The sequence below is a fragment of the Rhodoferax sp. LB1P47 genome (assembly GCF_056521445.1).
The window spans coordinates 1-26,734 of sequence record NZ_JBWMAU010000013.1 but is presented as its reverse complement, the minus strand read 5'-3'; the positions used below and the strand labels follow the sequence as shown (position 1 = coordinate 26,734).

Here is a 26,734-nt window from a genome sequence, read left to right as displayed (position 1 = left end):
TGCACAGACCCAAAGCTCAGCCCAAGGCGTAGCTCCCCGCCACCCCCACAAACACCGCACATCCCACCCAGTGGTTCAAGCGAAAGGCTTTGAAGCAGCCGTCGCGGCCCCGCTGGCGGATCAGCGTCCAGTGCCACAGGGCTTGCAGGGCGGCCACGCCGATTGCTATGTAAAAAATAGCGCCTAGCGCATAGGGCATAAGCGCCAGAACCCAAATCAGCATAAAAATGGCATAGAAGGCCATGACCCCGATCACATCGCATCGGCCCAGGGTGATGGCCGAGGTTTTCATGCCGATTTTGAGGTCGTCGTCGCGGTCCACCATGGCGTATTCGGTGTCGTAGGCCAGCACCCAGAACAGGTTGCCCAGCAGCAGCACCCAGGCCACGGCGGGCACGCTGGCCGCCAGTTTCGCCAGCGAAAAATCGGCCCAACCGGCGGCAGACAACAGCTGCCACGGCGGGCCGCCCTGCACGGCGGCAAAGGCCATCGGGATACCGAAGCTGAAGGCCACGCCCAGCACCGCCTGCGGCATGGCGACATAGCGCTTGGCGTACGGGTAGAGCACGGCCACGGCCAGCGCGGCGAAGGACCATGCCACGGTGACTGCGTTGGTGGTCAGCACCAGCGCAAACGCGGCCACGGCCAGCAGTGCCCCAAAGCGCAGCGCAGCCCCCACCGACAACGCGCCGCTGGTCACCGGGCGCTGGGCCGTGCGCTTGACGTGTTTGTCGAATTCGCGGTCGGCCACGTCGTTCAGGCAGCAGCCTGCGCTGCGCATCAGGATGGTGCCCAGGGTGAACACCCCCAGCAGGTGCCAGCCGGGGAAGCCGCCGGAGGCGATCCACAGCGCACTGAGCGTGGGCCAGAGCAAGAGCAGCCAACCGGCGGGGCGGTCCCAGCGGATGAGTTGCAGGTAGAGATGGGGATATTTCATAGTCAAATGTGCTTCTAGCGCTTATTTCATAAGCGCTAGAAGCTACTATTTTTATAGCAAATGGTTTACAGGCCCAACTGGCGCAGGTCCAGCTGGCCGCCGCGCACCGGCGGACACCACAGGTAGGCCCCGGTCACGGGTTTGGAGTAGGTAAACGTGGCATCGACAATGCCGTCTTCTTGCCCGGCCATGCGGCGCATCTGGGCTTCAAAGGCGTACAGGCTGGCCCCAAACGCCACGAAGAACAGGCCGCACTGGTGGCCCACGGCCCAGGGCATGGAGCGGCGCAGCACAAAGGCTTCGGGGCTGAAGCTTTCTTGGGCGGTGCGTTTCACGTGGGCGGAGGCGGGGGCGTCGTCCAGCTCTTGGTTGTCGCGCATGCGGCGGCCCATCGCGTTGTCTTGGCCCTCGGTGCCCAGCGCGTCGAAGGCATCCAGGTTGTGGACCCACTGCTGGAGGGCGACGAAACTGGAGCCCGCCATGCCGTGCGGCGCGTCGTGCACCAGGGCGGCGGCCTCGGCGGCCTCGCCTTCGGGGTTTTCGGTGCCGTCTTCAAAGCCGGTCAGGTCGCGGTCGTTGGATTCCGCATCGCCGTGGCGAAAGCCGTCGAGCACGCGGTCGAGGTGGAAGGCCGGGGCCAGGGCTTTCTCAACCCGGCGGGCGTGCAGCACCACTTCGCCCTGGGCCGCACCGCGCACCCAGCACCACAGGGCCACCGGGGTGCTGGGCACCTGCACGCCGTGGCCAGAGAAGTCGGGCATGGGGCGCAGGCCGGGCACGTCGGCCCCCAGGGTGTGCGCCAGCGTGGGGCCGATGCCGACGACGACCTCCTGGCCATCGACCAACGCGGCCAGTTGCTGCAAGGCCGTGCCCAGGGCGGCGGGGGTGGCCCCGGCGGTAGGCGATAAAAACAGGTAACGCCCGTGGGCGGGTACGGATTCCAAAATACCGGGTTGCGCAAGCTTCACAAAATACTCCACTGGTTCAAGAAAGACGCTTCACACCTGGCAGTTCGCAGGCGTAGATGGCGTTGCGCAGGGCGGCTATCGCCTCGTAGCGGGTAAAACTGCGCCGCCAGGCCAGCACCACGCGGCGCATGGGCGGCTCGCCATCGAACGGCAGGTAGCGCACAAACGGGTCGTCATCGCGTGCGCGTTTGGGCTTGGCGGCCAGGGCGGATTTGGGCACGCTCAGGCGCGGCACCAGGGTGATGCCCATGCCGGCGGCCACCATGTGCTTGATGGTTTCCAGCGACGAGCCCTCAAAGCTCTTGCGGATGCCCTCGGCTCCGCTAGAGAAACGGGCGAATTCGGGGCAGACCTCCAGCACGTGGTCGCGGAAGCAGTGGCCATTGCCCAGCAGCAGCAGGGTCTCGGCCTTGAGCTGCTCGGAGGTGACGCTTTGCTGCGCCGCCAACGGGTGGTTGGTGGGCACGGCGACCATGAAGGGCTCGTCGTACAGGGCGGCCACGGCCAGCCCGGTGTCGGGGAAGGGTTCGGCCATGATGGCGCAGTCGATCTCGCCCATGCGCAGCATTTCCAGCAGCTTGACGGTGAAGTTCTCTTGCAGCATCAGCGGCATCTGCGGGGTGCGCTGGATCACCTGGCGCACCAGGTCGGGCAGCAGATACGGAGCGATGGTGTAGATGATGCCCAGGCGCAGCGCGCCGCCCAGCGGGTCTTTGCCTCGCTGGGCAATTTCTTTGATGTTGGCGGCCTGCTCCAGCACGCTTTGCGCCTGGCGGACGATTTCTTCGCCCAGGGGGGTGATGGAGACTTCGTTGGCGCTGCGCTCGAAGAGCTTGCAGTCCAGCTCTTCTTCGAGCTTTTTGATCGCCACCGACAGCGTGGGCTGCGACACAAAACAGGCTTCAGCGGCCTTGCCAAAATGCCGCTCGCGGGCCACGGCCACGATGTATTTGAGTTCAGTGAGGGTCATGGATGGGTATTCTCCTCCTGCTGTACCGGGGCGTAAGCGCTATCGGTCAGTCTTTCTACTCGTCGCCGTCAGGAATCACCGCGCCAATGACGGCCCCGGTCACCTTGACGCCGGTTTTCACCACCACGGCGGCCGTGGTCACCACCGCATCGGCCACCGCAATCACGGCGCAACCGCTGGCTATGCCGGCCACCGCCAGCAGCCCCATTGCGTTTAAAAATCTCCGCATCGCTGTGCTCCTGGTTAAAGCGGCTGATCTTAACTTTTGTCACATCTGTAACGGCCACAGCCCCAAAACAATCAAAAACAATAGCTATTAGCGCAATAAGAATAAGCGCTAGAAGCACTTTTTACCCTTAAATATCAAGGTGTAACATGCCCGCCCCACCCAGCGGCATCCTGCGCGATACTGGGTTTCTGCCATACCCACCGCACCACCATGCTGAAACGTATTCCCGTTGAACACCTGACCCTCGGGATGCACATCGACGGGTTCTGTGCGCCGTGGATGGAGCACCCGTTCTGGCGCAACCACTTTGTGCTGACCGACCCGCAAGACATCGCGCGGGTGCGGGCCAGCAGCGTGCAAGAGGTGTGGATCGACACCGGCAAGGGGCTGGACACCGCGCCAGCCGCCACCCCCGAGGCGGCCCCCGAAGCCGCACCCGCCATTACACCGGCAGCCGCCCCCACACCGGTGCGCGACACCGCTCCCACAGCTACCGCCGCCGAATACGCCCGCGCCACCCTGATCTGCACCAAGGCCAAACAGGCGGTGGCCAGCATGTTCCAAGAGGCGCGGCTGGGCCAGGCCGTACAGACCGAGCTGGCCGAGCAGCTGGTGCAGGAAATCAGCGATTCGGTGATGCGCAACCCCAGCGCCCTGGTCAGCATGGTGCGCATCAAAACGGCCGACGACTACACCTACATGCATTCGGTGGCGGTGTGCGCGCTGATGGTGAGCCTGGCCTTGCAGCTCAAGCTGGATGCGGCCCAAACCCGCTCCGCCGGGCTAGGTGGGCTGCTGCACGATCTGGGCAAGGCGCTGGTGCCGGTGGAGGTGCTAAACAAGCCCGGCAAGCTCACCGATGCCGAGTTCGCCATTGTCCAGGCCCACCCGCTGCAAGGCCACCGCCTGCTGGTGGAATGCCTGACAGACGACCCGGCGGTGCTGGACATCGTGCTGCACCACCACGAGAAATCCGACGGTTCGGGCTACCCCCACCGCCAGTCTGGCGACGGCATCAGCCTGCTGGCCAAGATGGGCGCGGTCTGCGATGTGTACGACGCCATCACCTCCGACCGGCCCTACAAAAAGGGCTGGGACCCGGCCGAGTCGTTGAAAAAAATGGCCGAGTGGACCAACGGCCACCTCGACACCCAGGTGTTCCACGCCTTTGTCAAAAGCCTGGGTATCTACCCCACGGGCTCGCTGCTACGGCTGGGCAGCGGGCGCATCGCCGTGGTGGTCGAACAAAACGGCAGCGCACTGCTCAAGCCGGTGGTGAAGGCATTTTTCTCCACCAAGACCGACCTGCGCATTCCGCCGGTGCTGATCGACCTGTCGGCACCAGACTGCACCGACAAAATCGCCGGGCGCGAAGACCCGGCGTATTGGCGCTTTACCGACCTGAACCAGCTGTGGTCCGGGCTGCCGGGCTGAAGGGCAAGCCCCCCAACCCTTCAGGCGTCGATGCGCAGCTGCACGCCGGTGCTGGTGTAGATCGGCGTGACGGTGTAGCCGTCTAGCGTGACGCTGGTGAAGCGGCCATGCAGGTTGCCAGCGGTCAGCACGTTGAGCAGCGTGCCCACGGCAGGCTTGTAGCTGCTGGGCAGGCTGACCTTCAGCACGCCGGCCAGGGTCACATCACTGGCAACCGCCAGTTGGCCCAGGCTGGCACCCGCCATCACCAATTGCAGCGTGCCGCCGGTTTGGGTGTAGCGGGCTGCCAGGCTCAGCTTGCTGGGGGTGTCGATGCGCAGCGTACCGCCGCTTTGGAATACATCGCCGCTGCCAAAGGCGGTGGCCGAGGTGCCCACCAGCGTGCCCGCTTCCAGCAGCGTGCCGCCGCTGTAGCTGTTGCTACCGGTCAGGCTGAGCTGGCCGCTGCCGCGCTTGGTCAGCAGGCCTGCGCCACCGATGGCGTTGCGCCAGCTGTCAGCGGCGTTGAAGCCGCCCAGGCTGGCATCCATCACCACCACCACGTCGCCCGCAAACAGGCCGTAGCCGTCGGCGGCATCAAACAAATTCAGACGGCCCCAGCCTTCGGCATCGTCCAGCACCGGGTAGCCGGAGGCGATGGCGGTGGTCTTGAGCACCACGCGGCGCTGCGCGGCGCTGAGGTAGGGCAGGCGGGTTTCCAGCAGCACCTCGGCCCCCTTGGGCACGGTGGCGGCCTTGGTGGTGTCGGCGATCTGCGTGAAGCCGTAGGTCAGGGTGCGGCGGTAGTTGGCCTTGTTGGTGGCGTGGTCGGCAAAGCGGTCCAGGCTGGTGGTTTGCGAATGGGCAAAAGTGTAGAGCGCGGCGGCATCGGTTGCGCCCACGGCGGCCATCAAGGTGCTGCGCGACAGGGCGGCCGCAGCCACCCGCTTGCTGCTGTTGATGCCGGTGGCCAGACTGGCAGTGGCCACGGCCTGGCCGTGGACCCGCCCGCCGATCACATCCATCGGCGAATGCATGCCCGCCAAAATGCGGCTCTCGCCCAGCTCGCCGCCGCGCGTCAATAGTTCCTGAAAACGCTCGGGCACCACATAGCCCATCGCAATGGAGTTGCGCACACTTTCCGCAGTGTGGCCGCTGATGAAGCCGCCGTCCGTGGCCGGGGTGCTGCTTTTGGCGGGCACCAGCGAGGGGGCTATCACCACGCTGCTGCTCCAGCGCCAGGGGCGGGCATATTTGTAGAAGCGCTTGGCGGGTTCGGTAGAGCCGTTTTCGCCGATGTTGGAGACGATGTCCACCACCGCACCAAAATTTTGCGTATTCGCCGTGCCGGTGACACCCACGTTGTTGCCCGTGTCGTTGTACAACACGGTGGTCGCGTCTGCGGCGACGCTGTTGATGCTGGTGGTTTGCTGCGCAGCGGTGCGCCAGGCGGTGGTGAGCGGGCCCATGCCGTCGCTGACGCTATAGGCTTTGCCGCGCCGGTCGTCCAGATAGGCGCGCTCAGCCTGCGCTGCCGTGCGGTTGGTGGTGGCCGCCACCACGTACTGGATATTGGCGGTGTGGACGGTGGCGTTGCGCACCGTGCCGTCGGTGCTGTCGCCGGGAATGCCAGACCAGGTGGAGGCCACCACCGCCGGAAAGCTGCCGTTGGCGGCGGCGGTCGCACCGGCATCCACAATCAGGCTGCTGGGGGTCCAAACATCCAGAAACCCGCCTGCCACCCGCACCCCGGCGTTGGTGGCCAGGGTGGCGTAACGGGCATCGCCACGCTGGTTGGTGGCGACGTTATCTACAAACGGCAGCACCGTGGCCTCATCCGCCACTGCGGCTGTGTCCACGCTGCCCAGCCCGGTGGGCGCAGCCGGGGTAACCCACGGCGTATCGCCATCACCGCAACCGGCCATTAAAAATCCGGCCGATATGGCGAGGCACAGGCTGCGGGGGATAAAGCGGAAGGGAGTCTGCATAGATGAGAGTGAAAATCGTTGCGGCCACATGCCAGCCCCCGAAGTTAGGGTTGTCGTATGACTGACATGTGACGCAGCGGCCAAGTCTGTCGCGCAGGTTACAAGCCCGCAGCGGCAATCTGCCGCGCCGGGTTTTTTTACTTCAAAAACAATAGCTACTAGCGCTTATTAAATATGCGCTAAAGGCCTATTTGGCATGTAAACATCGTGCTCACACCCAGTAGCGCGGCCAGCGCTTGTGGGGCCCCAGGTTGTTGACCAGCAGCGCCATCAGCACCAGCAGCACCGAACCCGCCAGCACCGGGGTCAGCAAGAACCCCCAGCCCAGCTGGCTGCCCGCCAGCACCACCAGCGGGTCGGCTCCCGCCGGGGCATGCAGGGTGCGCGTGAGCTGCATGAGTGCAATGGCCACACCCACGGCCAACCCCATCTCCAGCGGCCCGGAGCCGATGTATTTCAGGAATACCAGGCCGACCAGGCTGGACAAAAAGTGCCCCCCCACCACGTTGCGCGGCTGCGCCAGGGGCGTGTCGGGCGCGGCAAACACCAGCACGCAGGTGGCGCCAAACGGAGCCATCAGCAGCGGCACGCCCTGCGCCTGCGTCAATAGTGCCAGCAGGCCGATGCCCAGCGTGCCGCCGATAAAGCCAATCAGCACCTTCATGGGGTGGGCGCGGGGTGGCGGCTTGGCGTCGCCGCGAATTTTGTCCAGGATGTGCTGCATGATTTTCCTTTCGTTAACGCCACTGTACCGATCTGTACACTCGGCAATTGTACAGATCGGTATAGTCTTGTGTGCAACAACCTAGGAATGGCGATGAAGTCGAAGAAAGAGGACGTTTTAGACACCGCGCTGGCCTTGTTCGCGGCGCACGGCTACCAGGCGGTGGGGGTGGACCGCATCGCCCAAGAAGCCGGGGTGTCAAAGATGACGCTCTACAAATACTTCCCCACCAAAGACGCGCTGGTAGCGAGCGTGCTGGAGCAGCGTGACGCGCTGTTTTGTGCGTCTGTGGCGCAGGCCGTGGCGGATGCGGACCCGGCGGACTGCCTGGCCCAGGTGCAGGCGGTGTTTGTTTGGCACGGCGAATGGTTTCGTGGCGGGGCGTTTCACGGCTGCATGTTCATCAAGGCGTCCGAGGAATACCCGGAACCCGGCACCGAAATCCGCCGCATTTCGATGCTGCACAAGGCCAATATGCGCCGTGTTTTGGCAGACATATTGGGTGCGGGCGGGGTTGAAGATGCAAGCTTGCTGGCCGACCATCTGCTGCTGGTGCTGGAGGGCATGATCGTCAACGCCAACATGTTCGGCGACCCGGGCTGCGTGGAGACCGGCTGGCACTTTGTTCGGGAATTGCTGGAGCCGCGCTTACAACACGCTCTTAGCCCGCCTGCTGTCGCCACAGCACCGGCGTAGTGCCGGTGACGCGGCGAAACTCCCGCTGGAAGTTGGACTTGGTCTGGAAGCCGCTGGCCAGCATGGCTTCTGTCACGGTCTGGTCGGTCTGGCGCAGCAAGGCGCAGGCGTGTTGGATGCGCAAGTCGTTCACGTACTGCGACACGTTTTTGCCCTCTACCCGGTTGATGGCCGCTGAAATGTGCCGCGCCGGAATGCCGCTTTTGCGGGCCAGGCGGATCAGGCTCAGGTCGGGCTCCAGGTAGAGCTTTTGCGCCTGCACCAGCGCATGCAGCGCCGCCACGGTGCGCTGGTCTTCGGCCAGATCGGAGGGGCATTTTTCCGCTGCGGGCTCGGGGCTGGGCGGCGTTTGCAAACCAGCATCGGGCACGCTGTCGCCCGCCATCACCGCTGCGTAGCCCGCCAGCAGCATCATCACCAGGTGGAAGCCGCCCACCACCATCGGCGCGTAGCTGCCGCCCGTGCGGTGGATGTCCCACACAATGAAGACCTCCAACACCACCGACAGCAGCAGAAGCACAGCCGTCATCCACAGCGCACGGTGGGCCGCTAGCGCCTCGTCCAGCCGGGCCAAACCCAGCGCATCCGGCCCGCGCCGCGCCAGCCGCAACAAGGCCATGCCGTAGGCCAGAAAACTGGCCACCACCACCCCATCCACCCCGTCAGGCCAGAAGGCAAACAGCAGCAGCACGGCCAGCCCGGGCAGCGCATGCCATCCGCGCCAGCGCCGGGCGGCACCATCGCTGGCCAGCGCGCTAAAACAGCACCACGACCAGGCCGCCAATCCCACAGCCAGACTAGCCTGTAGCGGCAGCAACAGCTTGACCTGGTAGCCCCAGCGCAAGCCCACCAGCACCGACAGCAGCGCGTAGCCACCCAGCAGGATGCGAAAAGGCCGGTTCGCCAGCACCACCGTGCCGTGGCGCCAGGTCATTTGTGCCAGCAGCAGCACCAGCAAAATCCCGACAACAAAGGGCAGAGGGACAAAAAACATGGTTTGGAAGGAGCTGGATCGTGTTTAAGAACGGCCTGGATCAGGAAAAGGGACGCAAAAACCCAGGCGGAACCGCATTCTCGGTGATGTGTTTTTCACCCCACGGAGCCGCCATGTTGTTACGCACCCTGCTCTCACTTTTTCTGGCCCTGCTGCTGCTGCCCGCGCTGGCGCAGACCAGCCCCGGATTCCAGCAACTCCGCCTGCCTGCGCCGCACCGCGATCGCGCACTAGACGTGCTGCTGTGGTACCCGGCCCCAGCGGGCGGCAACGTCGTGTCGGTGGCCGAGAACCGGCTCTTCTTTGGCAGCGCAGCGCGGCAGGATGCGCCCGTGGCCGCTGGGCGCTACCCCCTGGTGCTGGTGTCGCACGGCATGGGTGGCCATGCGGCTGGCCTGGGCTGGATGGCATCGCAACTGGCCCTGAGCGGCTTTATCGTGGCAGCAGTCAACCATCCCGGCAGCACGGCGGGCGACCTCAGCGCAGCGGCGGCGGTGCAAATTTGGCAGCGGCCTGCGGATGTGTCGGCGGTGCTGACCGCGCTGCTGGCCCACCCGGCGTGGCAAGCGCACATCCAGCCAGACCGGGTGGGCGTGCTGGGCTTTTCGCTCGGGGGCTACACCGCGCTGGCGTTGGCAGGGGCCCGGGTGAACCTGGCGGACTACGCCCGTTACTGCGACATCCCCGTGCCGCCGCACACGGTGGTGGCCGAGTGCCCTTGGTTTGCCCGTGGCGGGGTGGACTTGCGACGGCTGAATGCCGTGCGCTTCGGCCAAGACCACCGCGACCCGCGCATCCAGGCCTTGGTGGCCGTCGATCCGGGCCTGGCCCAGGCGTTTACGGCGGACAGCTTGCGCCGTATCCGCGCTGCGGTGCAGATCATCAACCTGGGCCAGCCCGGCCACATTCCCCTGGCCGTGGCCGCCGCGCCGCTGGCCGCACGCATCCCCGCAGCCCACTACGCCACCGTGCCCGGTGCCGTGCACTTCAGCTTTCTGGGCGTGTGCAAGCCGGGAGGCGCAGCTCTGCTTGCCAGCGAAGGCGATGACCCGGTCTGCGATGACGGCGGTGGCCGCAGCCGAATGGACATCCACCAGGAGCTGGTGCGCAGGGTGCGGGCGGGGTTTGAGATGCTTCAAAAATAATAGCTGTCTGCGCTGGTGGAATATGCGCTAGAGGCTTATTTGTCATTAAGCTTTCAAGTATTCCGCCTTGCCGCCCAGCCAGCGCAGCACGTGCTGCTCGGCCAGCGCGGGGTACTGGTCCAGCATCTGCGGGGCCAGGGCGCGGGCCCATTCCAGCAGGTCGCCATCGGTTTCCAGGTCGGCAAAGCGCAACAGTGGCGCACCCGACTGGCGGGCACCTAAAAATTCACCGGGGCCGCGTATTTCCAAGTCGCGGCGGGCGATCTCGAAGCCGTCGTTGGTCTCGGCCATCGCCTGGAGCCGGGCGCGGGCGATCTGGCCCAGGCGCGGCGCCTCGCCGGTGGAATACAGCAGCACGCAGGCCGAGGCCGCCGCGCCCCGCCCTACCCTGCCGCGCAGCTGGTGCAGCTGGCTCAGGCCAAAGCGCTCGGCGTGCTCGATGACCATCAACGAGGCATTGGGTACGTCCACCCCCACCTCGATCACGGTGGTGCTGACCAGCAGGCCCATGTGGCCTTCGGTGAACAAGGCCATCACGGCCTTTTTCTCGGCCACCGGCATGCGGGAGTGCAGCAGGCCGATGAGCACGCCGGACAGGGCTTCGCTCAGCGCGGCATGGGTTTCGGTGGCGTTGCGCAGGTCTAACGCCTCGCTTTCTTCGATCAGCGGGCAGACCCAGTAGATCTGGCGACCCTGGGCGATCTGGGCGCGGATGCGCTCTATCACCTCGTCGCGGCGCGCATCGTTGATCACCTTGGTGACGATGGGCGTGCGGCCCGGGGGCAGCTCGTCGATGGTGGATACGTCCAGGTCGGCGTAGTAGCTCATGGCCAGGGTGCGCGGGATGGGGGTGGCGGTCATCATCAGCAGGTGCGGCTCCAGTGCGCCATCCACCAGCTTGCTGCGCAGGGCCAGGCGCTGGGCCACGCCAAAGCGGTGCTGCTCGTCGATCAGGGCCAGGGCCAGGTTTTTGAAGACCACTTTGTCCTGGATGACGGCGTGGGTGCCCACCACCAGGGCGGCCTCGCCACTGGCGATTTTTTCCAGCATCTCACGGCGCTGCTTGGTCTTTTGGCTGCCGGTAAGCCAGGCGACGCATTTGCCCTGGGGGCTGAGCAGCGGCTCCAGCCAGGCGACGAGCTTGCGGAAATGCTGGTCGGCCAGGATTTCGGTGGGGGCCATCAGTGCGCACTGCCAGCCTGCGTCCATCGCGGTGCAGGCGGCCAGCGCGGCGACCACGGTTTTGCCCGAGCCCACGTCGCCTTGGAGCAGGCGGTTCATGGGGATGGGCAGGGCCAGGTCGGCGGCAATCTCGACCCCCACGCGCTGCTGGGCGGCGGTGAGGGCAAAGGGCAGCGCGGCCCGCAGGCCGTCCAGCAATCCCCCATTGCGCGCGGCCAGCGGTGGGGCTTGCAGCAGGTCGCGGGCACGCTTGGCCTGGAGCTGCGAGAGCTGCTGGGCCAGCAGCTCCTCGGCCTTCAGGCGCTGCCAGGCGGGGTGGCTGCGGTCTTCCAGCGCGGCCAGCGACACGTTGGGCGCAGGATGATGCAAAAATGATAGCACTTCATGCAGGTAGTAATTGCGCTGGAGGCCTGTTTGGCTTAAATATGCAGGGTTGTACTCCGGGCAGCCCGGCGGCAGGGTTTCGGACAAATTGGCGCGCTTCAGGCCACCCAGCACGGCACGGCGCAAATACGCCTGTGGCAAACCCGCCACGCTGGGGTAGACCGGGGTGAGCGCGGTGGGCAACTCGCCCCCGGCCAGCTTAAACACCGGGTGCAGCATCTGCTTGCCGAGGAAGCCGCCTTTGACCTCACCACGCACCCGCAAGCGCGCGCCCACGGCCAGGGTTTTTTGGTGTGAGGGGTAGAAGCTGAAGAAGCGCAGGGTGCAGGTGTCTGAGCCGTCATCCACCGTCACCAGCAACTGGCGGCGCGATTGCAGGCTGACTTCGCTGTGGGTGACGGTGGCCTCGATCTGCACGGTGTCGCCCTCGCGTGCGTCGGCCAGGCGGCTGATACGGGTTTCGTCCTCGTAGCGCAGGGGCAGGTGCAGGGCCAGGTCGATATCGCGCCGGAGACCCATTTTGAGCAGGGCTTTTTGCGCGGGGTTTAGCTTCGGAAGAGGGGCGGGCATGGGGGCGAATTTTGCCCTGTTGGGCCGAGCCGGGCCGGCCGGTCAGGCCCGCACCGGGTAAACCTCGCCGGGCCTGCGTAAAGTAAACGTATCATTATGTGGCTCTCCCGATACCCGCCATTGCTCCCTTTCTCCCCGTTCGCCGCGTCCTATGCTCAAACGAATCCACGTTCAACAACTTACCCTGGGGATGCACATCGACAAATTTGTCGGGCCCTGGATGGAACACCCTTTTTGGCGTAACCGCTTCGTACTGACCGACCCCGCAGACATCGACCGCGTGCTGGCCAGCACCATCCAGGAGGTGTGGATTGACACCAGCCAAGGGCTGGATACCCCCTCTGGCAGCGAAACGGTGATGCAGGAACTGACCGTCCAGACCGTGGTGCAAGAGATTTTGCAAGCCGAAGCCCCCACACGCGACACCACGCCCACCTCGACAGCGGCCGAATACGCCCGGGCCGCACAAATATGCGCCAAATCCAAACAAGCGGTGATGGCGATGTTCCAAGAGGTGCGCATGGGCAACACCGTCGATGCCGAGCTGGCCCAGAACCTGGTCAACGAGGTCACCGACTCGGTGATCCGCAACCCCGGCGCGCTGATCAGCCTGGTGCGCCTCAAAAGCGCCGACGATTACACCTATATGCATTCGGTGGCAGTGTGCGCGCTGATGATCGCGCTGTCGCGCCAGCTCAAGCTGGACGAAGCACAAACCCGCACGATGGGTCTGGCCGGCCTGCTGCACGACCTGGGCAAAGCCATGATGCCGATGGAGGTGCTGAACAAACCCGGCAAGCTGACCGACGCCGAGTTCGCCATCATCAAATCCCACCCCACTCTGGGCCACAGCATGCTGGTAGAGAGCCAGGCGGTGAACGATGTGGTCCTTGACGTGGTACTGCACCACCACGAAAAAACCGATGGATCGGGGTATCCCCACGGCCTGCAAGGCGACAGTATCAGCCTGTTTGCCAAAATGGGCGCGGTCTGCGATGTGTACGATGCCATCACTTCCAACCGCCCCTACAAAAAAGGCTGGGACCCGGCAGAGTCAATCAAAAAAATGGCCGAGTGGACCAACGGCCATCTGGACCCGCAAGTCTTTCAGGCTTTCGTCAAAAGCCTGGGCATCTACCCCACGGGCTCGCTGGTCCGGCTGGCCTCGGGCCGTCTGGGCGTGGTGATGGAGCAAAGCCCCAGTTCGCTGCTTAAACCCCTCGTAAAAGCGTTCTTCTCCACCAAGTCAGACATGCGCATCCCGCCCGAAATGGTGGACCTGTCGGCTCAGAACTGCAAAGAAAAAATCGTAGGCCGCGAAGACCCCGAGGCGTGGCGCTTCAAGGACTTAAACGAGCTGTGGTCGGGGATGGTGCAGACCGCCTAATCGGCCTGCGGCCTCTTCATAGCAGTGTGGGGAAGCGATGGCCAGCCTCTGGCGGCGGCAGCACTTCACCGTTCGGGCCCCAGTCCACATGGGTGATACCAGGTTCGATCGATTCCAGGCGACGGAGCTCGACTTCCGCAGCACTCAAATTGCCAAACTGGTGCCGCCCCACATCGGCCAGTTCGCACTCGTACCGCATATGGGCTGCACGGTCTAGCGCCTGGCGGATCTGCTCGATAAAGTCTTTTTCAGTCCAGGGTTTGAGAATGTAGCGAAAAACTTCTGCGTCATTCACCGCCCGCACCAAGGTGTCGAAATCAGAGTTCGCGCTGAGGATCATCCGAACCGCCTGTGGCTGGATGTAACGCACCAGGCCCAGGAACTCGGTTCCGGAGATCAAGGGCATACGGTAGTCGGACACCACCACGTCAAACGGCACTTCTTTGAGCCGGGACAGCGCCAGCTCAGGGTCTACCGTGGTCTCTACCGCCAAGGTAGTGCCGAAGCCGGACCGCAGCACGCGTTTGAGGGCCGACAAAACATGCCCTTCGTCATCCACCAGCAATATCCGTTGCATCATGCTCTCCAAGAGGATTTTTTAATCGGTAACTTCATCGCAACACCCTCCCGGCCCTCGCGCAGCAGTAACCGCCGGATCACATCAGACGACAGCATATGGTCGGCGACCAGAAGGACGACCCCATCGGCGGAGACCAGATCGCCTCCCAGCACCATGCCGGGCCGGAGGTCTTTGGTGACGACCATTACCGGAGGCTCGTCCACACCGGCAGAGGCTTGCAGCAATACCTGTAAAAAAACATCCACCACCTCGGGGTGAAATTGCGTGCCACGACCGCGCGCCAGCATGGCCCGCGCATCGGCTGCAGCCAGGTTGCCCGAACTCAGATGCCCGTGCTGCAAGTCGTCATAGGTGTCCACCACCGCCAGAATGCGCGCCCCCACGGGAATGGCATCCCCCACCAGCCCATCGGGATAGCCATTCCCATCGTGGCGCTCGTGGTGCGCACGGACCAGGGTGGCGACACCGTGCATGTCGTCCAGCGGCATCAAGGCCTGCTCGCCCAGCACCGGGTGCTTGCGGTACAGCGCGAGTTGGTCGTCGGTCAGCCGCCCCACCGGCAGCGCCAGGATGTGGTCGGGCAAACTGATCTGGCCCATGTCGTGCATCAGGCTGGCAATGAACAGATCTTGCTGGTCGGTCTCGTTCAAACCCATGGCACGGCCGGTGCGGCGCGTGAGATCGGTGACCCGCCGCGCGTGGCCAGACAGGTTGCCGCCACGCCATTCCATCATGTGGGAGAAGACCTTGATGGAGGTCAGGTAGTTCTTCTTCAGCTTTTGCGTCAGCAGCGACAGCTCGCTGGTACGTGCCAGCACCTTTTCCTCCAGGCTGGCATTCAGCTCGGAGAGCTCCGTATTTTTGACCTGGAGCAGGGCTTCCAGCCGGAGCTTCTCGCGCTCCAGCGTCTGGCGCTCGAAAACCTGCCGGGCGGTGCCGAGAATCTCAGAGTCGTCCCAGGGTTTGGTGATGTAGCGGTACACCTCGCCGCTGTTGATGGCCGCAATCGTGGATTTGATGTCGGCATATCCGGTGAGCAGCACCCGCACGGTATCGGGCCAGCGCAGGCGGATCTGCTCCAGCAACTGCGTGCCATCCATACCAGGCATGCGCATGTCCGAGAACACCAGGTCTACGGGGGCTTGCGACAGCAGCTCTAGCGCCTCGGCCCCGCTGGTGGCAGTGGTGACGCTGTAGCCGGTGCCGCGAAACAAGCGGCGTAAAGCCGCCACGATATTGGGTTCGTCATCGACACACAGAATCCGCCACACCGGCGCAGGTGCGGCCGCCCCGGCGGGAAGGGCATCGGCGTCTACGTCTACGTCCATCAGAGATGCCACGGTTCAGTCCTTTTGGGGGTGGTGTACCGGCAGGGTGACCCGAAAGCGGGTGCCAACCCCTACTTCGCTAAAAACGTCAATGTGTCCAAAATGCTTTTTGACGATGCCATACGACAGGGACAAGCCCAGGCCAGTGCCTTTACCCACCGCTTTGGTGGTGAAAAACGGGTCAAAAATGCGGCCCAGATTCTCTTTGGCGATGCCGCCGCCGTTGTCCTCCACCTCCACCCAAACCGTATCGGCTTCGGCCCCGGTGCGGATGGTGATCGTGCCCCGCTCGGCATGGATCGCATGGGCGGCGTTGATCAGCAGGTTCATAAAGACCTGGTTGAGTTCGGAGGGCAGGCATTCAATGTCGGGAATTTCGCCATACAGCTTGACCACATCGGCTTTGTATTTGATCTCGTTGTTGACGATGTTCAAGGTGGACGAAATACCGTGGTGCAGGTCGGCCAGCATCCATTCCTGCGAGGTGTCGACCCGGGAGAAATCCTTCAGGTTTTGCACGATGTTGCGCACCCGGGTAATGCCGTCCTTGGATTCGGTCATCAGCGATGGAATGTCTTCTTTCAAGAAATCCAGCTCCACCTTTTCGCGCAAAGCTTTCAGCTGGGCCCCCACCGGCGTTCCGGCCAGCGCGGGTTCGGCCTTTTCGTAGGCGGAGAGCATCTGGAACAGATCGTCCAGGTAGCGCTCTAGCGTACCGAAGTTGGAGAAGATGAAACCGATGGGGTTGTTGATTTCATGCGCCACGCCCGCTGCCAGCTGGCCGATGGAGGCCAATTTTTCCGACTGCATCAGCTTGTCTTGCGCGTCGGATAACTTGGCGTTGAGCTGCGTCAGTTCTTCATTGGCACGCATCAGTTCTTTCACCTGGTCGCCGGTGAAACTCTCGCCCGCATCGAGCGGGGCAGCTAAAGAGGGGGTATTCAAGACGTGTCTCCTACGTTAAAAGGATGTGGCATACGGACTCATATTGCGCCTCCGTTGCGCGAAACACCTGGGTGTAAACACTCTCGCTCAGCCCCAGACGGGACCAGGCCGCCATGCACAGGGGCGGCACCATGTCGCCATGCTGGTGTGACAAATCCATGGCATGCACAATGTTGTTGGCTACGTGGACCACATCGGTCAGGCTTTTCTCCGGCGTATCGGGTGGACTGTGGTGGCCGGTGATGGCGGCCACGATGGTGGGCGGGAAATTCCAGTGCTCGGCAACCAGCCCACCCACCACTGTATGGTCGGTTCCCAGAACAAACTGCTCGGCCTCCAGGTTCAGGCAGTCATGTTCTCGCTGGTAGGCCATGGCTGCCGCGTAGTGCGGGCTGTAGTGCGTGGCCAGTACCAAGCGCCCCAGATCGTGCAGCAACCCCGAGGTAAAAGCCGTATCTTCATCCAACTGTACCGCCTGCGCCAAAGACCGGGCGCACAAGGCGGTGCCAATGGCGTGCCGCCAAAAGGCTTCAAAGTTGAAGCCGGCATCCTGCGGTGCTACAAAGCCACCGACCAGCCCAGCGGCCGTCGCAATGCTGCGCACGGAGCGCAAGCCCAGAATCGTGGTGGCCTCGAAAATGGAGGTGACCTCGCGCGACAAGCCGTAAAAGGACGAATTTGCCAAGCGCAGTGTTTTGGCGGCCAGTGCCGGGTCGTGTGCAATCTTGGTGGCCAGCTGCTCCATGTGGGCGTGTGGGTCCCCCATGCACTGGATTAGCTCCATCACAAGGGCCGGCAAGACCGGAAGATCCTGCGCGCTGCGCAAAATCTCTTGGGTAGACAAGGTGTTCACGGAAGTTCTCCTTGGCGGTACCGCGCCACCAACTGGAACAAAGGGTTGTCCTGGCCGCTGCGCCGGGCCTGCCTGAAGAGGTATTGCAAGCGCGCATCTCGGCGCGCATTCAGCGCCACAGTGTCCGCCTGTGGTGCGTCCGGGTCTCGGATGTCCACAATGACTACGCTGGCAATACCCCTTTGGCGCAAACTGTCCAACCGGCTGGGGGTCAGCTGCGTCCCGGCAGAAAGCAGCACCTGGTGGTGCGAGTCCAGCACCGGTTCCGCCAGCACGGCAGCCGCCGTTACGTCGCCAATGGCCATCGTGATTTTTTGCATGGCTTACACGGGAGGCCGGGTGGCATCCATCGGTATCAACACCAGCAGCTTGCCCCGAGAGTGCAGGGCTTCGCCAATGGCGCGGCAGACCACGCGGTAAGTGTGTCCACACACATCACGGTCCTCATGCACCCCATCGGCAAAACGCCATATCGCCAACAGATCCGGGGGCAGCACTTCATGGGCATCTCGCCCCAGCAGCATGGCCGCACTGCCAAACAAGGCTTCCGCATCGGCATTGACAAAGGCCACCATGCCCGCCAGGTCCACACCGACGATGGCCGTAGGGATCAGGTCCAGTACCTCGCGCACCACCACCAGGCTATTGGACTCCCGGTTGATCTGTTCCCGCTGCTCGGCCAGCAGCGTCTGCAAGCGTTCGTTGACCGCACTCAGCTCCTGGTTGGCCACAATCACGGCACTGCCCAGGCGGATGTTTTCGTCGGCCATTTCCTTGTGCGAGAAGGCCTCGGCAATATGCCCTCGCAGGCGCTCATCGTCCCAAGGTTTGGTCAGGAATTTATAGATGGCACCTTCGTTGATGGCATCCGTGATGGACTGCAGCTCGGTATATCCCGACAACACCATGCGCACGGTTTCCGGGTAGAGCTCTTTGGCCTGGCGCAAAAACTCCACGCCGGTCATACCGGGCATGCGCTGGTCCGACACAATCACATCCACCGCATGTTCGGCCAGCCGTTGCAAGCCCTGGGCACCGCTGTTGGCGGTTACCACGTTGTAGCCATCGCGGCGCAACAAGCGCTTGAGAGACGCCACGATGTTGTCTTCATCGTCCACCAACAGCAGGGTGCGCTGGTGCGTGCGCCGCAGCAACAGATGCTCGGGCAATTGCCGCCCCGCCCGCAGCACGTCGGTCATGGCATCCGCCGAGATAGAGGTGCTGAAGTAGTGCCCCTGCATCTGGTCGCAATGGTTGGCGATCAGCAGTGCCAACTGGCCTTCTGTTTCCACGCCTTCGGCCAACACCTTCATCTGCAAACTGTGGGCCATCGTGATGATCGCCCGGGTAATGGAAACGTCTTTGGATGCCGCCGTGACATCGTGCACGAAGCTACGGTCAACCTTGACCACATCAATCGGCAGGGTGCGCAGATAACTCAGATTGGAGTAGCCGGTGCCGAAGTCTTCCAGGGAAATTTCAATCCCCAGCGCCTTCAATGCACCTAACACCCGCGTCACATGCGCGCGCTCCCCCAGCAACACCGCCTCGGTGATTTCCAAGCCCAGATAACGCGCCTCCAAGCCCGTCTCGGCCAGTATGGTCTGTATACGCTGGACGATATCGGGCTGCAGCAGTTGCCGGGCGGAGAGGTTCATCGCCACCCGGCCCGGTGCCAGCCCCAGGCGCTGCCAGGCCAGTGACTGCTCGCACAAGGTCCGCAACACCCATTCACCAATCGGTACGATCAGACCCGTCTCTTCCGCCACGTCCAGGAATGCCGTGCGTACCCCCGGGAGTTGGCCGGGGGTATGCCATTGCAGCAAAGCCTCGGCCCCCACCACCGCACCCGTCACCAGATCCAGTTTGGGTTGGTAATACAGCTCAAACTCCTGGCGCTCCACCGCACGGCGCAAGTCGGACTCCAGGGCCAGCCGTGCCACCGCTTTCGATTGCATGTCCACGCTGAAGATGCAAATCTGGTTTTTACCCAAGGCGTTCGCGTGGCCGGTGGCGGCGTGGACATGGTTCAGCAGGTCTTCAGGCTCCCGGCCATGCTGGGGGAACAGCGCAATCCCGATACCGCAGGTCACCTTGATTTCGTTGTCACCGACCATCAAAGGTACGGCCAGCGCCTCCATCAAGACCCCCGCCAGCCCTTGCGCCAGCAGTTCATCCACCGTGCCCTCGCGCTCCATTAGCACAGTGAACTCACCATTGCCGAAGTGCGCCAGCATGTCATTGGCCCCCACGCATTCTTGCAAGCGCGCGGCGACCGCCTCCAGCAACAGATTGCCCCCCACATTGCCCAATGACTCGCTGACCAAATTCAGCTGGTCAATCTGGATACCCAGCACCGCCACCTGGGCCGCTGCGCGATAGGCATCACGCAGGGCCGTATCCACGCGTTCACTCAGCGCATTGCGGTTGTGCAAGCCCGTGATTTCATCGGTATTGGTCAGCGTATCCAGGCGTTGCTCGGCAGCGCGTTGCACGGTGATGTCTTGCAAAATCGTTACCGACCGCACTGCGCACCCCTGGGCATCGGCCTCGGCCAAGCCCCGGTGCAGCACGGTGCGCAAACTGCCATCGGCATGCACGATGCGGTGCTGAAATTCACAAATTTCGCCGGGGGAAACCCCCTCGCTGATGGCCTGCACATAGGGCCGGTCCGCCTCGGGGACGCGCGACAACAGCCATTCCCGGGTTACCACCTTGTCGATGGGGGCCTCTCCAAAAATGTTGGTCATGCCGTATGACAGGGTCATGGCACCGGTCGCCAGGTCAATTTCGGCCGAACCAATGCGGGCAATTTCTTCGGCGTTGCTGAGCAATTGCGCCCGCGACTGGGCGATCCGCGTGTGGCGCTTGATGTCGCTCACATCGTGCACGGACACCAAACTACCCAGTCCATTCGGCAGCTGCACCCGAACCCCGCGTGCCTGTGCCGCAAAACGGCTGCCGTCTTTTCGGATGCAGTCAACATCCCAGACTTCACCAAGACCATCTTTAGATCGGCTATTGCCATATGCATGAACTTCAGCTCGGCGCTCTGGTGCAACGAGCTCGAGAGGATTCATCCCGTCCAGCATCTCTTCTTGCGTGTAGCCAAAAAGCTGTACGAGCTTGGCATTTACATAGACAAAACGGCCTTTCTGTCTGACAAAAATAGCGGCTTGGACATGCTCTATCAAAAGTTGATAGGTGCCTAACTCCCATGTTGCGAACGCGACAACACCACTCGCCTGCTGTACGTGCGGTTCTAGCAATTTAGTGTCCATTTGTAGTTGTTTCCTACTACGTACTTTTAAACATATTTATCAGTATTATCACTAAAAATAGTATATTTAGTATTTTTAATATTTACCGCAGTTGTTGCAAACATATGTGCATGCGGTCTCTGGATTGAACTGGCCAGAGATTTTTTGCCCAGCATGGGACAATCAACAGCATTTCACCACCCTTTTGAAACCTTTGGTTTGGGCCTCCACTGCCCTAAAGTTCCATGCGTCCCTACACACTCAGCGATTTCGACTTCGTCCTCCCGCCCGAACTGATTGCCCAGCACCCCGCCCCCCAGCGCACCGGCGCACGCCTGCTAGACGGCACCGGGGCCCAAACCCAAGACCGCATTTTTTACACTCTGCCCAGCCTGCTCAAAGCGGGTGACTTGCTGGTTTTTAACGACACCAAGGTGCTCAAAGCCCGCCTGTTCGGCGAAAAACCTAGCGGTGGCAAGGTCGAGCTGCTGGTCGAGCGGGTGCTCACCGGCAACCAGGTGGTGGCCCACATGCGGGTCAGCAAAAAGCCCGAGCCGGGCACCACCATCCACCTGGTGGGCAAAGACGGAGAACGTGGCTTCTGCGCCACCCTGCTGGGCCGCTGGCCCGATGCCCAAGGCACGCTGTTCCGCTTCGTGCTGAGCAACGACGCGGGCGACGACCCCTACACCCTGATGGAACGCCACGGCCACATCCCGCTGCCGCCCTACATCACGCATACCGATTCGGAAGAAGACGCGGTGCGCTACCAAACCGTGTTCGCCCGTGCCCCAGGTGCCATCGCCGCGCCCACCGCCGCCCTGCACTTTGACGAAGCCCTGCTGGCCCAACTGGAAGCACAGGGCGTGCAGCGCGCCAGCGTGACGCTGCACGTGGGGGCGGGCACCTTCCAGCCCGTCAAAACCGAAAACCTGGCCGAGCACCAAATGCACAGCGAGTGGTACGAGGTTCCACTGGCCACCCAGCAGGCGATTGCGGCTTGCAAGGCGCGTGGCGGCCGGGTGGTGGCGGTGGGCACCACCACCGTGCGCACGCTGGAATCCTGGGCCCAATCGGGCCTGGCCACGGGCGACACCCGCATCTTCATCACGCCAGGTTTTGCGTTCCAGCACATCGATATGCTGGTGACCAACTTCCACCTGCCCAAGTCCACCCTGATGATGCTGGTGAGCGCGTTTGCCGGATACGGGAAAATCATGGCCTTGTACCAGCACGCTATCAAGCAGCAGTACCGATTTTTCAGCTATGGTGACGCCATGCTGCTCCAAAAAATGAGCCCCGACCATGTTGCAATTTGACCTTCTAGCCACCGACCCCGCCAGCCACGCCCGCCGAGGCACGCTCACGCTGAACCACGGCGTGGTGCAAACGCCGATCTTCATGCCCGTGGGCACCTACGGCACAGTCAAGGGCGTGATGCCACGCAGCCTGGAGGAAATGGGCGCGCAAATCATCCTGGGCAACACCTTCCACCTGTGGATGCGCCCCGGGCTGGACGTGATGGCGCAGTTTGGCGGCCTACACCAGTTTGAAAAGTGGAACAAGCCCATCCTCACCGACAGCGGCGGCTTCCAGGTGTGGAGCCTGGGCGAGATGCGCAAGATCAGCGAAGAAGGCGTGAAGTTCTCATCGCCCGTCAACGGCGACAAACTGTTTCTTACGCCCGAGATCAGCATGCAAATCCAGACAGTGCTGAACAGCGACATCGTGATGCAGTTTGACGAATGCACGCCCTACGACACCAAGGGCCACATCACCACCGAGCGGGAAGCCCGTGTGTCGATGGAGCTCAGCCTGCGCTGGGCCAAACGCTGCCAAGCTGAATTCACCAACCTAGAGAACCCCAACGCCCTGTTCGGCATCGTGCAAGGCGGCATGTTCGAGAACCTGCGCCAAGAGTCGCTGGACCAGCTGGTCGAAATGGACTTTCCCGGCTACGCCGTGGGGGGTGTCAGCGTGGGCGAGCCCAAGGACGAAATGCTGCGCATCATGGCGCACACCCCGCACCGCCTGCCCGCCCACAAACCACGCTACCTGATGGGCGTGGGCACGCCGGAAGACCTGGTGCAGGGTGTGGCTGAAGGCGTAGACATGTTCGACTGCGTGATGCCCACCCGCAATGCACGCAACGGCACGCTATTTACCCGCTTTGGCGACCTAAAAATCCGCAACGCCCGCCATAAAACCGACGAACAACCACTGGATGTCACCTGCACCTGCCACGCCTGCGCCGGCACCAGCGGCGTAGCCTACGCCGATGGCGGCCGCGAGGGTTTTAGCCGCGCCTACCTGCACCACCTGGACCGCTGCGCCGAAATGCTCGGCCCCATGCTGGCCAGCATCCACAACCTGCACTACTTTTTGAACCTGATGTCGGAGGTGCGCGCGGCGCTGGACGCGGGCACGTTTGGCGCGTTCCGGGTGCAGTTCAAGGCAGACAGGGCGCGCGGGGTCTGATACCGAAGGCTTCCGTGTAGACGCTCTCTTTTTGAGAGCGCCTACCGCTTACGGCACCTACGCTAGGTGCCATTTTTGTTTGGAAATCAGTGTGCAAACACCGCCGCATCCTGCTTCTCCTGCGCCATCTGCGTGCGGCCATGCTTGCGGTCTTGGGCACGGGCTACAAAGCTCAGGCCAAACCCGGCCAATGCCAGCGCTGCGCCCACCCAGGGTAGCTGGCTGTACGGCAGGCCCAACTGGATAGCCAAGCCGCCCAGGTAGGCACCGCTGGCGCAGCCGATATTGAAGCCGCCCTGGTTCAGGGTGGAGGCCAGATTGGGGGCGTTGTGCGCCGCGTCAATCACCCGCATCTGCAAAGGCGGCACTACCGCAAACACCAGCGCACCCCACACTGGCAGAGTCAGCATGGCGGGCCAATAGCTGCGGCTGGTGAAGGTGAAGGCGGCCATCACCAGCACCACCAAGAAGAAAACAATGCTGATCAGACGCAACGGCCGCCGGTTGGCCAACTGGCCGCCGACGATGTTACCAATTGTCAAACCCACACCAAACAGCAGCAAAAATGCGCTTACGCCGCCATCTGCCACCATCGTCACATTACCCAGGATGGGGCGAATGTAGGTAAACACCGAGAACAGGCTGGCCGCCGACAGCGCGCTCATGGCCATGCCCAGCAGCACACGCGGGTCGCGCAATACCCGGAACTCTTGCGCCAGACCAGGGCTGGGCAAGGCGGGCATGCGTGGCAGAACGGCGGCAATGCCCACCAGCGCCACCATGCCAATCGCGGCCACCACGGCAAAGGTGTAGCGCCAACCCAGCACCTGCCCCAAGGCCGTGCCGCCGGGTACGCCCAGCACGTTGGCCAGCGTCAGGCCTGCAAACATTAGCGCCATCGCTTTGGCCCGCTGGTCGCGCGGCACAAGGTCGGCCGCCACCACCGCCCCCATGCCGAAGAAGGCGGCGTGGGCAAACGCGGTGAATACGCGGGCCGCCATCATCAAGCCGAAGTTGGAGGCCACAGCGCACAGCAAATTGCCCAGCATGAAGATGGCCATCAAGCCCAGCAAACTGCCCTTGCGCGGAGCGCGTGACAGGGCGGCGGCCATCAGCGGCGCACCCACCACCACGCCCATCGCATAACCGGTGACCAGCATGCCGGCCGAGGGAATGGATACCTGTAAATCGGCCGCCACCTCGGGCAGCAGGCCCATGATGACAAATTCGGTGGAGCCGATACCGAATGCGCCCACGGTCAGGGCAAACAGGGGAATGCGCGCACGCAAGTGGGTGAGCAGGCTCATGGTGGGTGGTATTTTGGGCACAGAAACGGGGGAATTCAGGTTTTCCCGCATCTTAAATGCATGCGCCAAACTATGTACATCCGTGACGCAATGCCCCTTAAGTTCACCCAAATGCGCCTAACACTACGGCGAAACCACCTTAACCGGTGGCAACGGTGTTGCCGATGTTCCGCAGGCATGGCAGAACTTGGCAAAGGCGCTCTTGCGGGTATGGCAGGGCACGCAGTGGTCGAACAGGCCAATGCCGCAGTGGGGGCAGAAGTCGATGTGCTCGTTTTTCAAATCTACCGAGCGCTCACAACCGGGGCACACGCTCTTGGCCAGGCGGGCCAAGGCCACGTCATAGCTGAGTTCTTCACGGCGCTGGGCATCGGGCAAGGACTCGGCCAGCTTTTGCTTTTCCAGGTAGCGGCTAAGGCCCAGAATGGCCTGCCGACCCACCAGCACTGTCAGCACGATACCCACCACATAGCGCACGTAGCCGCCATAACTCGGCAAATAGGGAACTAGTTCGACAAAGAAGGCGAACAGTGCAAAGTAAATGAAGCCCCAGACAAACGGCCAGTAAATGCTTTTGCGCTGCTTGGCAAACAGCCAACCGGCAATGGCCAATAGCGGCAGGGTCAGCGCCAGCCGGTAGCCGAACACGCGCAGTTCTTGTGCGCGCAGCGCCTGTTGTAGACCGTTATCTGCGGCGCGCTCCAATGTGTTTAGCTGCGATTGCGCAGCCTGCACCGACTGGCGGGCATCCAGGGCGACTTGCTCTTGCTGCTCGATCCCGCTGTGGGCTTTGCGCTCAGCGGTTTTCAGCGCGTCCAGCGCCTGGGTGCGGGCGATCAGCTCAGGGTCTTGGTCAGAGCGGCCCGTGGCTCCACGGGTGGCCAGCCAGTTGTCAAAGGTTTCGCTGGCAGCACGGCTGGTGGTGCGGGCCGTCTGGTATTTCAGCTGGGCTTGCTCTAGTGCGGTATCGGCCGCTTGCTCGGTTTTTTGGCCCCGGGTGATGGTGGCACGGGCCTGCACGGCAGCAGGTTTGTCGATGAAATCCTCCAGATCCAGCGCATGCTCCACCTGCGGCAAGTCGCCCACCACGCTGCCGCCCAGGCCGATCAGAAACCCGGCAAAAACGACCGCGACCAGCCACAGGCCGCGTTGAAACCACTTTTCCGACAAACGCAATGCTTTGCTCATAACTGTCCTTATTGGCGTGAAACAACTTGCATGGACTGGGGTGCCGAGCAGCCCAAGTCCATGCAAGTTAGAAGCCCGCCAGTTTAGGCCTAGCCCCCCGTGCAAAATAGCCCCATGAAAGCTCCCCCCAGACTGCAAGCCTTGGTCGAAGAAGGCCTGATCGACACCGTGGTCCGCCAGCTCATGAGCGGCAAAGAGGCCATGGTCTACGTGGTGCGCAGCGGCGACCACACCCTGTGCGCCAAAATTTACAAAGAAGCCACCAACCGCAGCTTCCGCCAGGCGGTGGACTACACCGAAAACCGCAAGGTCAAAAACAGCCGCCAGGCCCGCGCGATGGCCAAAGGCAGCAAATTTGGCCGTGAATCCCAAGAAGCCGCTTGGCAAAGCGCCGAGGTAGATGCGCTGTACAAACTGGCCGATGCCGGGGTGCGCGTGCCCAAGCCGTTCAACTTTTTTGAAGGCGTGCTGCTGATGGAACTGGTGACCGATGCCCACGGCGACGCCGCCCCGCGCCTGAACGACGTGGCCTTCAGCCCCGAAGATGCCCGCGCCCACCATCGCGCGCTGCTGGCCGAGGTGGTGCGCATGCTCTGCGCGGGCACGGTGCACGGCGATTTGTCGGAGTTCAACATCCTGCTGGCCGCCGACGGCCCGGTCATCATCGACCTGCCCCAGGCGGTAGACGCTGCGGGCAACAACCACGCCCAACGCATGCTGCTGCGCGATGTGGTGAACCTGCGCGATTTCTTCGGCCAGTTCGCCCCCGAGCTGCTGCAAACCCATTACGGCCCCGAGATGTGGGAGCTGTACGTGCGCGGCCTGCTGTCTACCGACGTAGTGCTCACCGGCCACTACCAGCCGCAGCACGGCGCGGTGGACATGGGCAGCGTGATGCGTGAAATTGACGATGCGAAGGCGGAAGATGCGGCGCGTAGGCTGCGGATGGCTGGTTAACCCAAAATGGCCACACCTACATGCTTGCGGGGCATGCTGGGAGGCTTGTGGAGAGGGGGTTTGGGCCATGCGGTGGTTACTATGGTTTTGATAGCTATCAGCGCAGGTGAAATGTGCGCTGGCGGCATTATTTTTGGCTCTCTTCCGTTTCGGGTGGCGCACCACGGGCTAGAAAATTGTGTTGACATCCAATCCCAAAGGAGAAACACAAATGCAAGAAGCGTTATTTTGCCAAGCACTGGGACTGTCAG

23 protein-coding genes are annotated in these 26,734 nt (G+C 62.8%); 7 read left to right on the top strand and 16 right to left on the bottom strand.

Features of this window, described 5'->3' with window-relative positions:
* Nucleotides 1-16: 16 nt before the first annotated feature.
* From AC0969_RS14530 to AC0969_RS14515, 4 genes are all read right to left on the bottom strand, one after another.
* Nucleotides 17-937 carry a 4-hydroxybenzoate octaprenyltransferase gene (locus AC0969_RS14530; RefSeq protein ID WP_479624863.1) on the bottom strand — a complete coding sequence of 307 codons (921 nt, stop codon included), beginning with the start codon at nt 935-937 and terminating at the stop codon, nt 17-19.
* Nucleotides 938-1,002: 65 nt separating this feature from the next.
* Nucleotides 1,003-1,905, bottom strand: coding sequence for a Dyp-type peroxidase (locus tag AC0969_RS14525; RefSeq protein ID WP_479624862.1), 903 nt, complete (start codon nt 1,903-1,905; stop codon nt 1,003-1,005).
* Nucleotides 1,906-1,921: 16 nt separating this feature from the next.
* The gene (locus AC0969_RS14520) at nt 1,922-2,875 is read right to left on the bottom strand and encodes a hydrogen peroxide-inducible genes activator (protein WP_479624861.1); all 954 of its coding nucleotides are present in this window, start codon (nt 2,873-2,875) and stop codon (nt 1,922-1,924) included.
* Between the two features lie 55 nt (nt 2,876-2,930).
* Nucleotides 2,931-3,104, bottom strand: coding sequence for an NF038104 family lipoprotein (locus AC0969_RS14515; protein ID WP_479624860.1), 174 nt, complete (start codon nt 3,102-3,104; stop codon nt 2,931-2,933).
* Nucleotides 3,105-3,314: 210 nt separating this feature from the next.
* On the opposite strand from AC0969_RS14515, the gene AC0969_RS14510 reads away from it, so the two are divergent.
* Nucleotides 3,315-4,538, top strand: coding sequence for an HD-GYP domain-containing protein (locus AC0969_RS14510; RefSeq protein WP_479624859.1), 1,224 nt, complete (start codon nt 3,315-3,317; stop codon nt 4,536-4,538).
* Nucleotides 4,539-4,558: 20 nt separating this feature from the next.
* Here the strand turns inward: AC0969_RS14510 and AC0969_RS14505 are convergent, their stop codons facing one another.
* Both AC0969_RS14505 and AC0969_RS14500 read right to left on the bottom strand, forming a co-directional pair.
* A complete protein-coding gene (locus AC0969_RS14505) occupies nt 4,559-6,505 on the bottom strand; it encodes a phosphatase PAP2 family protein (protein WP_479624858.1) in 1,947 nt (648 codons plus the stop codon).
* A gap of 211 nt (nt 6,506-6,716) precedes the next feature.
* A complete protein-coding gene (locus tag AC0969_RS14500) occupies nt 6,717-7,229 on the bottom strand; it encodes an HPP family protein (RefSeq protein ID WP_479624857.1) in 513 nt (170 codons plus the stop codon).
* Between the two features lie 93 nt (nt 7,230-7,322).
* Between AC0969_RS14500 and AC0969_RS14495 the strand changes: the two genes are divergently transcribed.
* Nucleotides 7,323-7,925 carry a TetR/AcrR family transcriptional regulator gene (locus AC0969_RS14495; RefSeq protein ID WP_479624856.1) on the top strand — a complete coding sequence of 201 codons (603 nt, stop codon included), beginning with the start codon at nt 7,323-7,325 and terminating at the stop codon, nt 7,923-7,925.
* Here AC0969_RS14495 and AC0969_RS14490 read toward each other — a convergent pair.
* Nucleotides 7,891-8,919: a helix-turn-helix domain-containing protein gene (locus tag AC0969_RS14490; protein WP_479624855.1), complete on the bottom strand. Its 1,029-nt coding sequence runs from the start codon at nt 8,917-8,919 to the stop codon at nt 7,891-7,893. The genes AC0969_RS14495 and AC0969_RS14490 overlap by 35 nt on opposite strands.
* A 113-nt stretch (nt 8,920-9,032) precedes the next feature.
* Here AC0969_RS14490 and AC0969_RS14485 point away from each other — a divergent pair, with 113 nt between their 5' ends.
* A complete protein-coding gene (locus AC0969_RS14485; protein WP_479624854.1) occupies nt 9,033-10,064 on the top strand; it encodes an alpha/beta hydrolase family protein in 1,032 nt (343 codons plus the stop codon).
* A 45-nt stretch (nt 10,065-10,109) separates the two neighbouring features.
* Here the strand turns inward: AC0969_RS14485 and recG are convergent, their stop codons facing one another.
* Nucleotides 10,110-12,200, bottom strand: a complete 2,091-nt coding sequence (gene recG, locus AC0969_RS14480) for an ATP-dependent DNA helicase RecG (protein WP_479624853.1) — start codon at nt 12,198-12,200, stop codon at nt 10,110-10,112.
* A gap of 151 nt (nt 12,201-12,351) precedes the next feature.
* Between recG and AC0969_RS14475 the strand changes: the two genes are divergently transcribed.
* Entirely contained in the window at nt 12,352-13,587 is a 1,236-nt protein-coding gene (locus AC0969_RS14475) for an HD-GYP domain-containing protein (protein ID WP_479624852.1), read from the top strand.
* 16 nt (nt 13,588-13,603) lie between these two features.
* Here the strand turns inward: AC0969_RS14475 and AC0969_RS14470 are convergent, their stop codons facing one another.
* From AC0969_RS14470 to AC0969_RS14445, 6 genes are read right to left on the bottom strand one after another with little or no spacing between them, the layout of a single operon-like run.
* A complete protein-coding gene (locus AC0969_RS14470) occupies nt 13,604-14,164 on the bottom strand; it encodes a response regulator (RefSeq protein WP_479624851.1) in 561 nt (186 codons plus the stop codon).
* Nucleotides 14,164-15,507: a response regulator c-di-GMP phosphodiesterase, NosR family gene (nosR, locus tag AC0969_RS14465; RefSeq protein WP_479624850.1), complete on the bottom strand. Its 1,344-nt coding sequence runs from the start codon at nt 15,505-15,507 to the stop codon at nt 14,164-14,166. The genes AC0969_RS14470 and nosR overlap by 1 nt, the downstream gene beginning before the upstream one ends.
* Before the next feature lie 3 nt (nt 15,508-15,510).
* Nucleotides 15,511-16,440: an ATP-binding protein gene (locus AC0969_RS14460; protein ID WP_479624849.1), complete on the bottom strand. Its 930-nt coding sequence runs from the start codon at nt 16,438-16,440 to the stop codon at nt 15,511-15,513.
* A 10-nt stretch (nt 16,441-16,450) separates the two neighbouring features.
* Nucleotides 16,451-17,293, bottom strand: a complete 843-nt coding sequence (locus AC0969_RS14455) for an HDOD domain-containing protein (RefSeq protein WP_479624848.1) — start codon at nt 17,291-17,293, stop codon at nt 16,451-16,453.
* Nucleotides 17,290-17,613, bottom strand: coding sequence for a hypothetical protein (locus AC0969_RS14450; protein ID WP_479624847.1), 324 nt, complete (start codon nt 17,611-17,613; stop codon nt 17,290-17,292). The genes AC0969_RS14455 and AC0969_RS14450 overlap by 4 nt, the downstream gene beginning before the upstream one ends.
* A 3-nt stretch (nt 17,614-17,616) precedes the next feature.
* Nucleotides 17,617-20,574, bottom strand: coding sequence for an EAL domain-containing protein (locus AC0969_RS14445; RefSeq protein WP_479624846.1), 2,958 nt, complete (start codon nt 20,572-20,574; stop codon nt 17,617-17,619).
* 224 nt (nt 20,575-20,798) lie between these two features.
* On the opposite strand from AC0969_RS14445, the gene queA reads away from it, so the two are divergent.
* Together queA and tgt are read left to right on the top strand one after the other, a co-directional pair.
* Entirely contained in the window at nt 20,799-21,872 is a 1,074-nt protein-coding gene (queA, locus tag AC0969_RS14440; RefSeq protein WP_479624845.1) for a tRNA preQ1(34) S-adenosylmethionine ribosyltransferase-isomerase QueA, read from the top strand.
* The gene (tgt, locus tag AC0969_RS14435) at nt 21,859-23,031 is read left to right on the top strand and encodes a tRNA guanosine(34) transglycosylase Tgt (RefSeq protein WP_479624844.1); all 1,173 of its coding nucleotides are present in this window, start codon (nt 21,859-21,861) and stop codon (nt 23,029-23,031) included. The genes queA and tgt overlap by 14 nt, the downstream gene beginning before the upstream one ends.
* Before the next feature lie 86 nt (nt 23,032-23,117).
* Here the strand turns inward: tgt and AC0969_RS14430 are convergent, their stop codons facing one another.
* Together AC0969_RS14430 and AC0969_RS14425 are read right to left on the bottom strand one after the other, a co-directional pair.
* Nucleotides 23,118-24,338: an MFS transporter gene (locus AC0969_RS14430; RefSeq protein WP_479624843.1), complete on the bottom strand. Its 1,221-nt coding sequence runs from the start codon at nt 24,336-24,338 to the stop codon at nt 23,118-23,120.
* Nucleotides 24,339-24,461: 123 nt separating this feature from the next.
* Nucleotides 24,462-25,526 (bottom strand): serine endopeptidase, encoded by a 1,065-nt coding sequence (locus AC0969_RS14425; protein WP_479624842.1) that lies wholly within the window; start codon nt 25,524-25,526, stop codon nt 24,462-24,464.
* A 114-nt stretch (nt 25,527-25,640) separates the two neighbouring features.
* On the opposite strand from AC0969_RS14425, the gene AC0969_RS14420 reads away from it, so the two are divergent.
* The gene (locus tag AC0969_RS14420) at nt 25,641-26,483 is read left to right on the top strand and encodes a PA4780 family RIO1-like protein kinase (RefSeq protein WP_479624841.1); all 843 of its coding nucleotides are present in this window, start codon (nt 25,641-25,643) and stop codon (nt 26,481-26,483) included.
* Nucleotides 26,484-26,734: the final 251 nt, after the last annotated feature.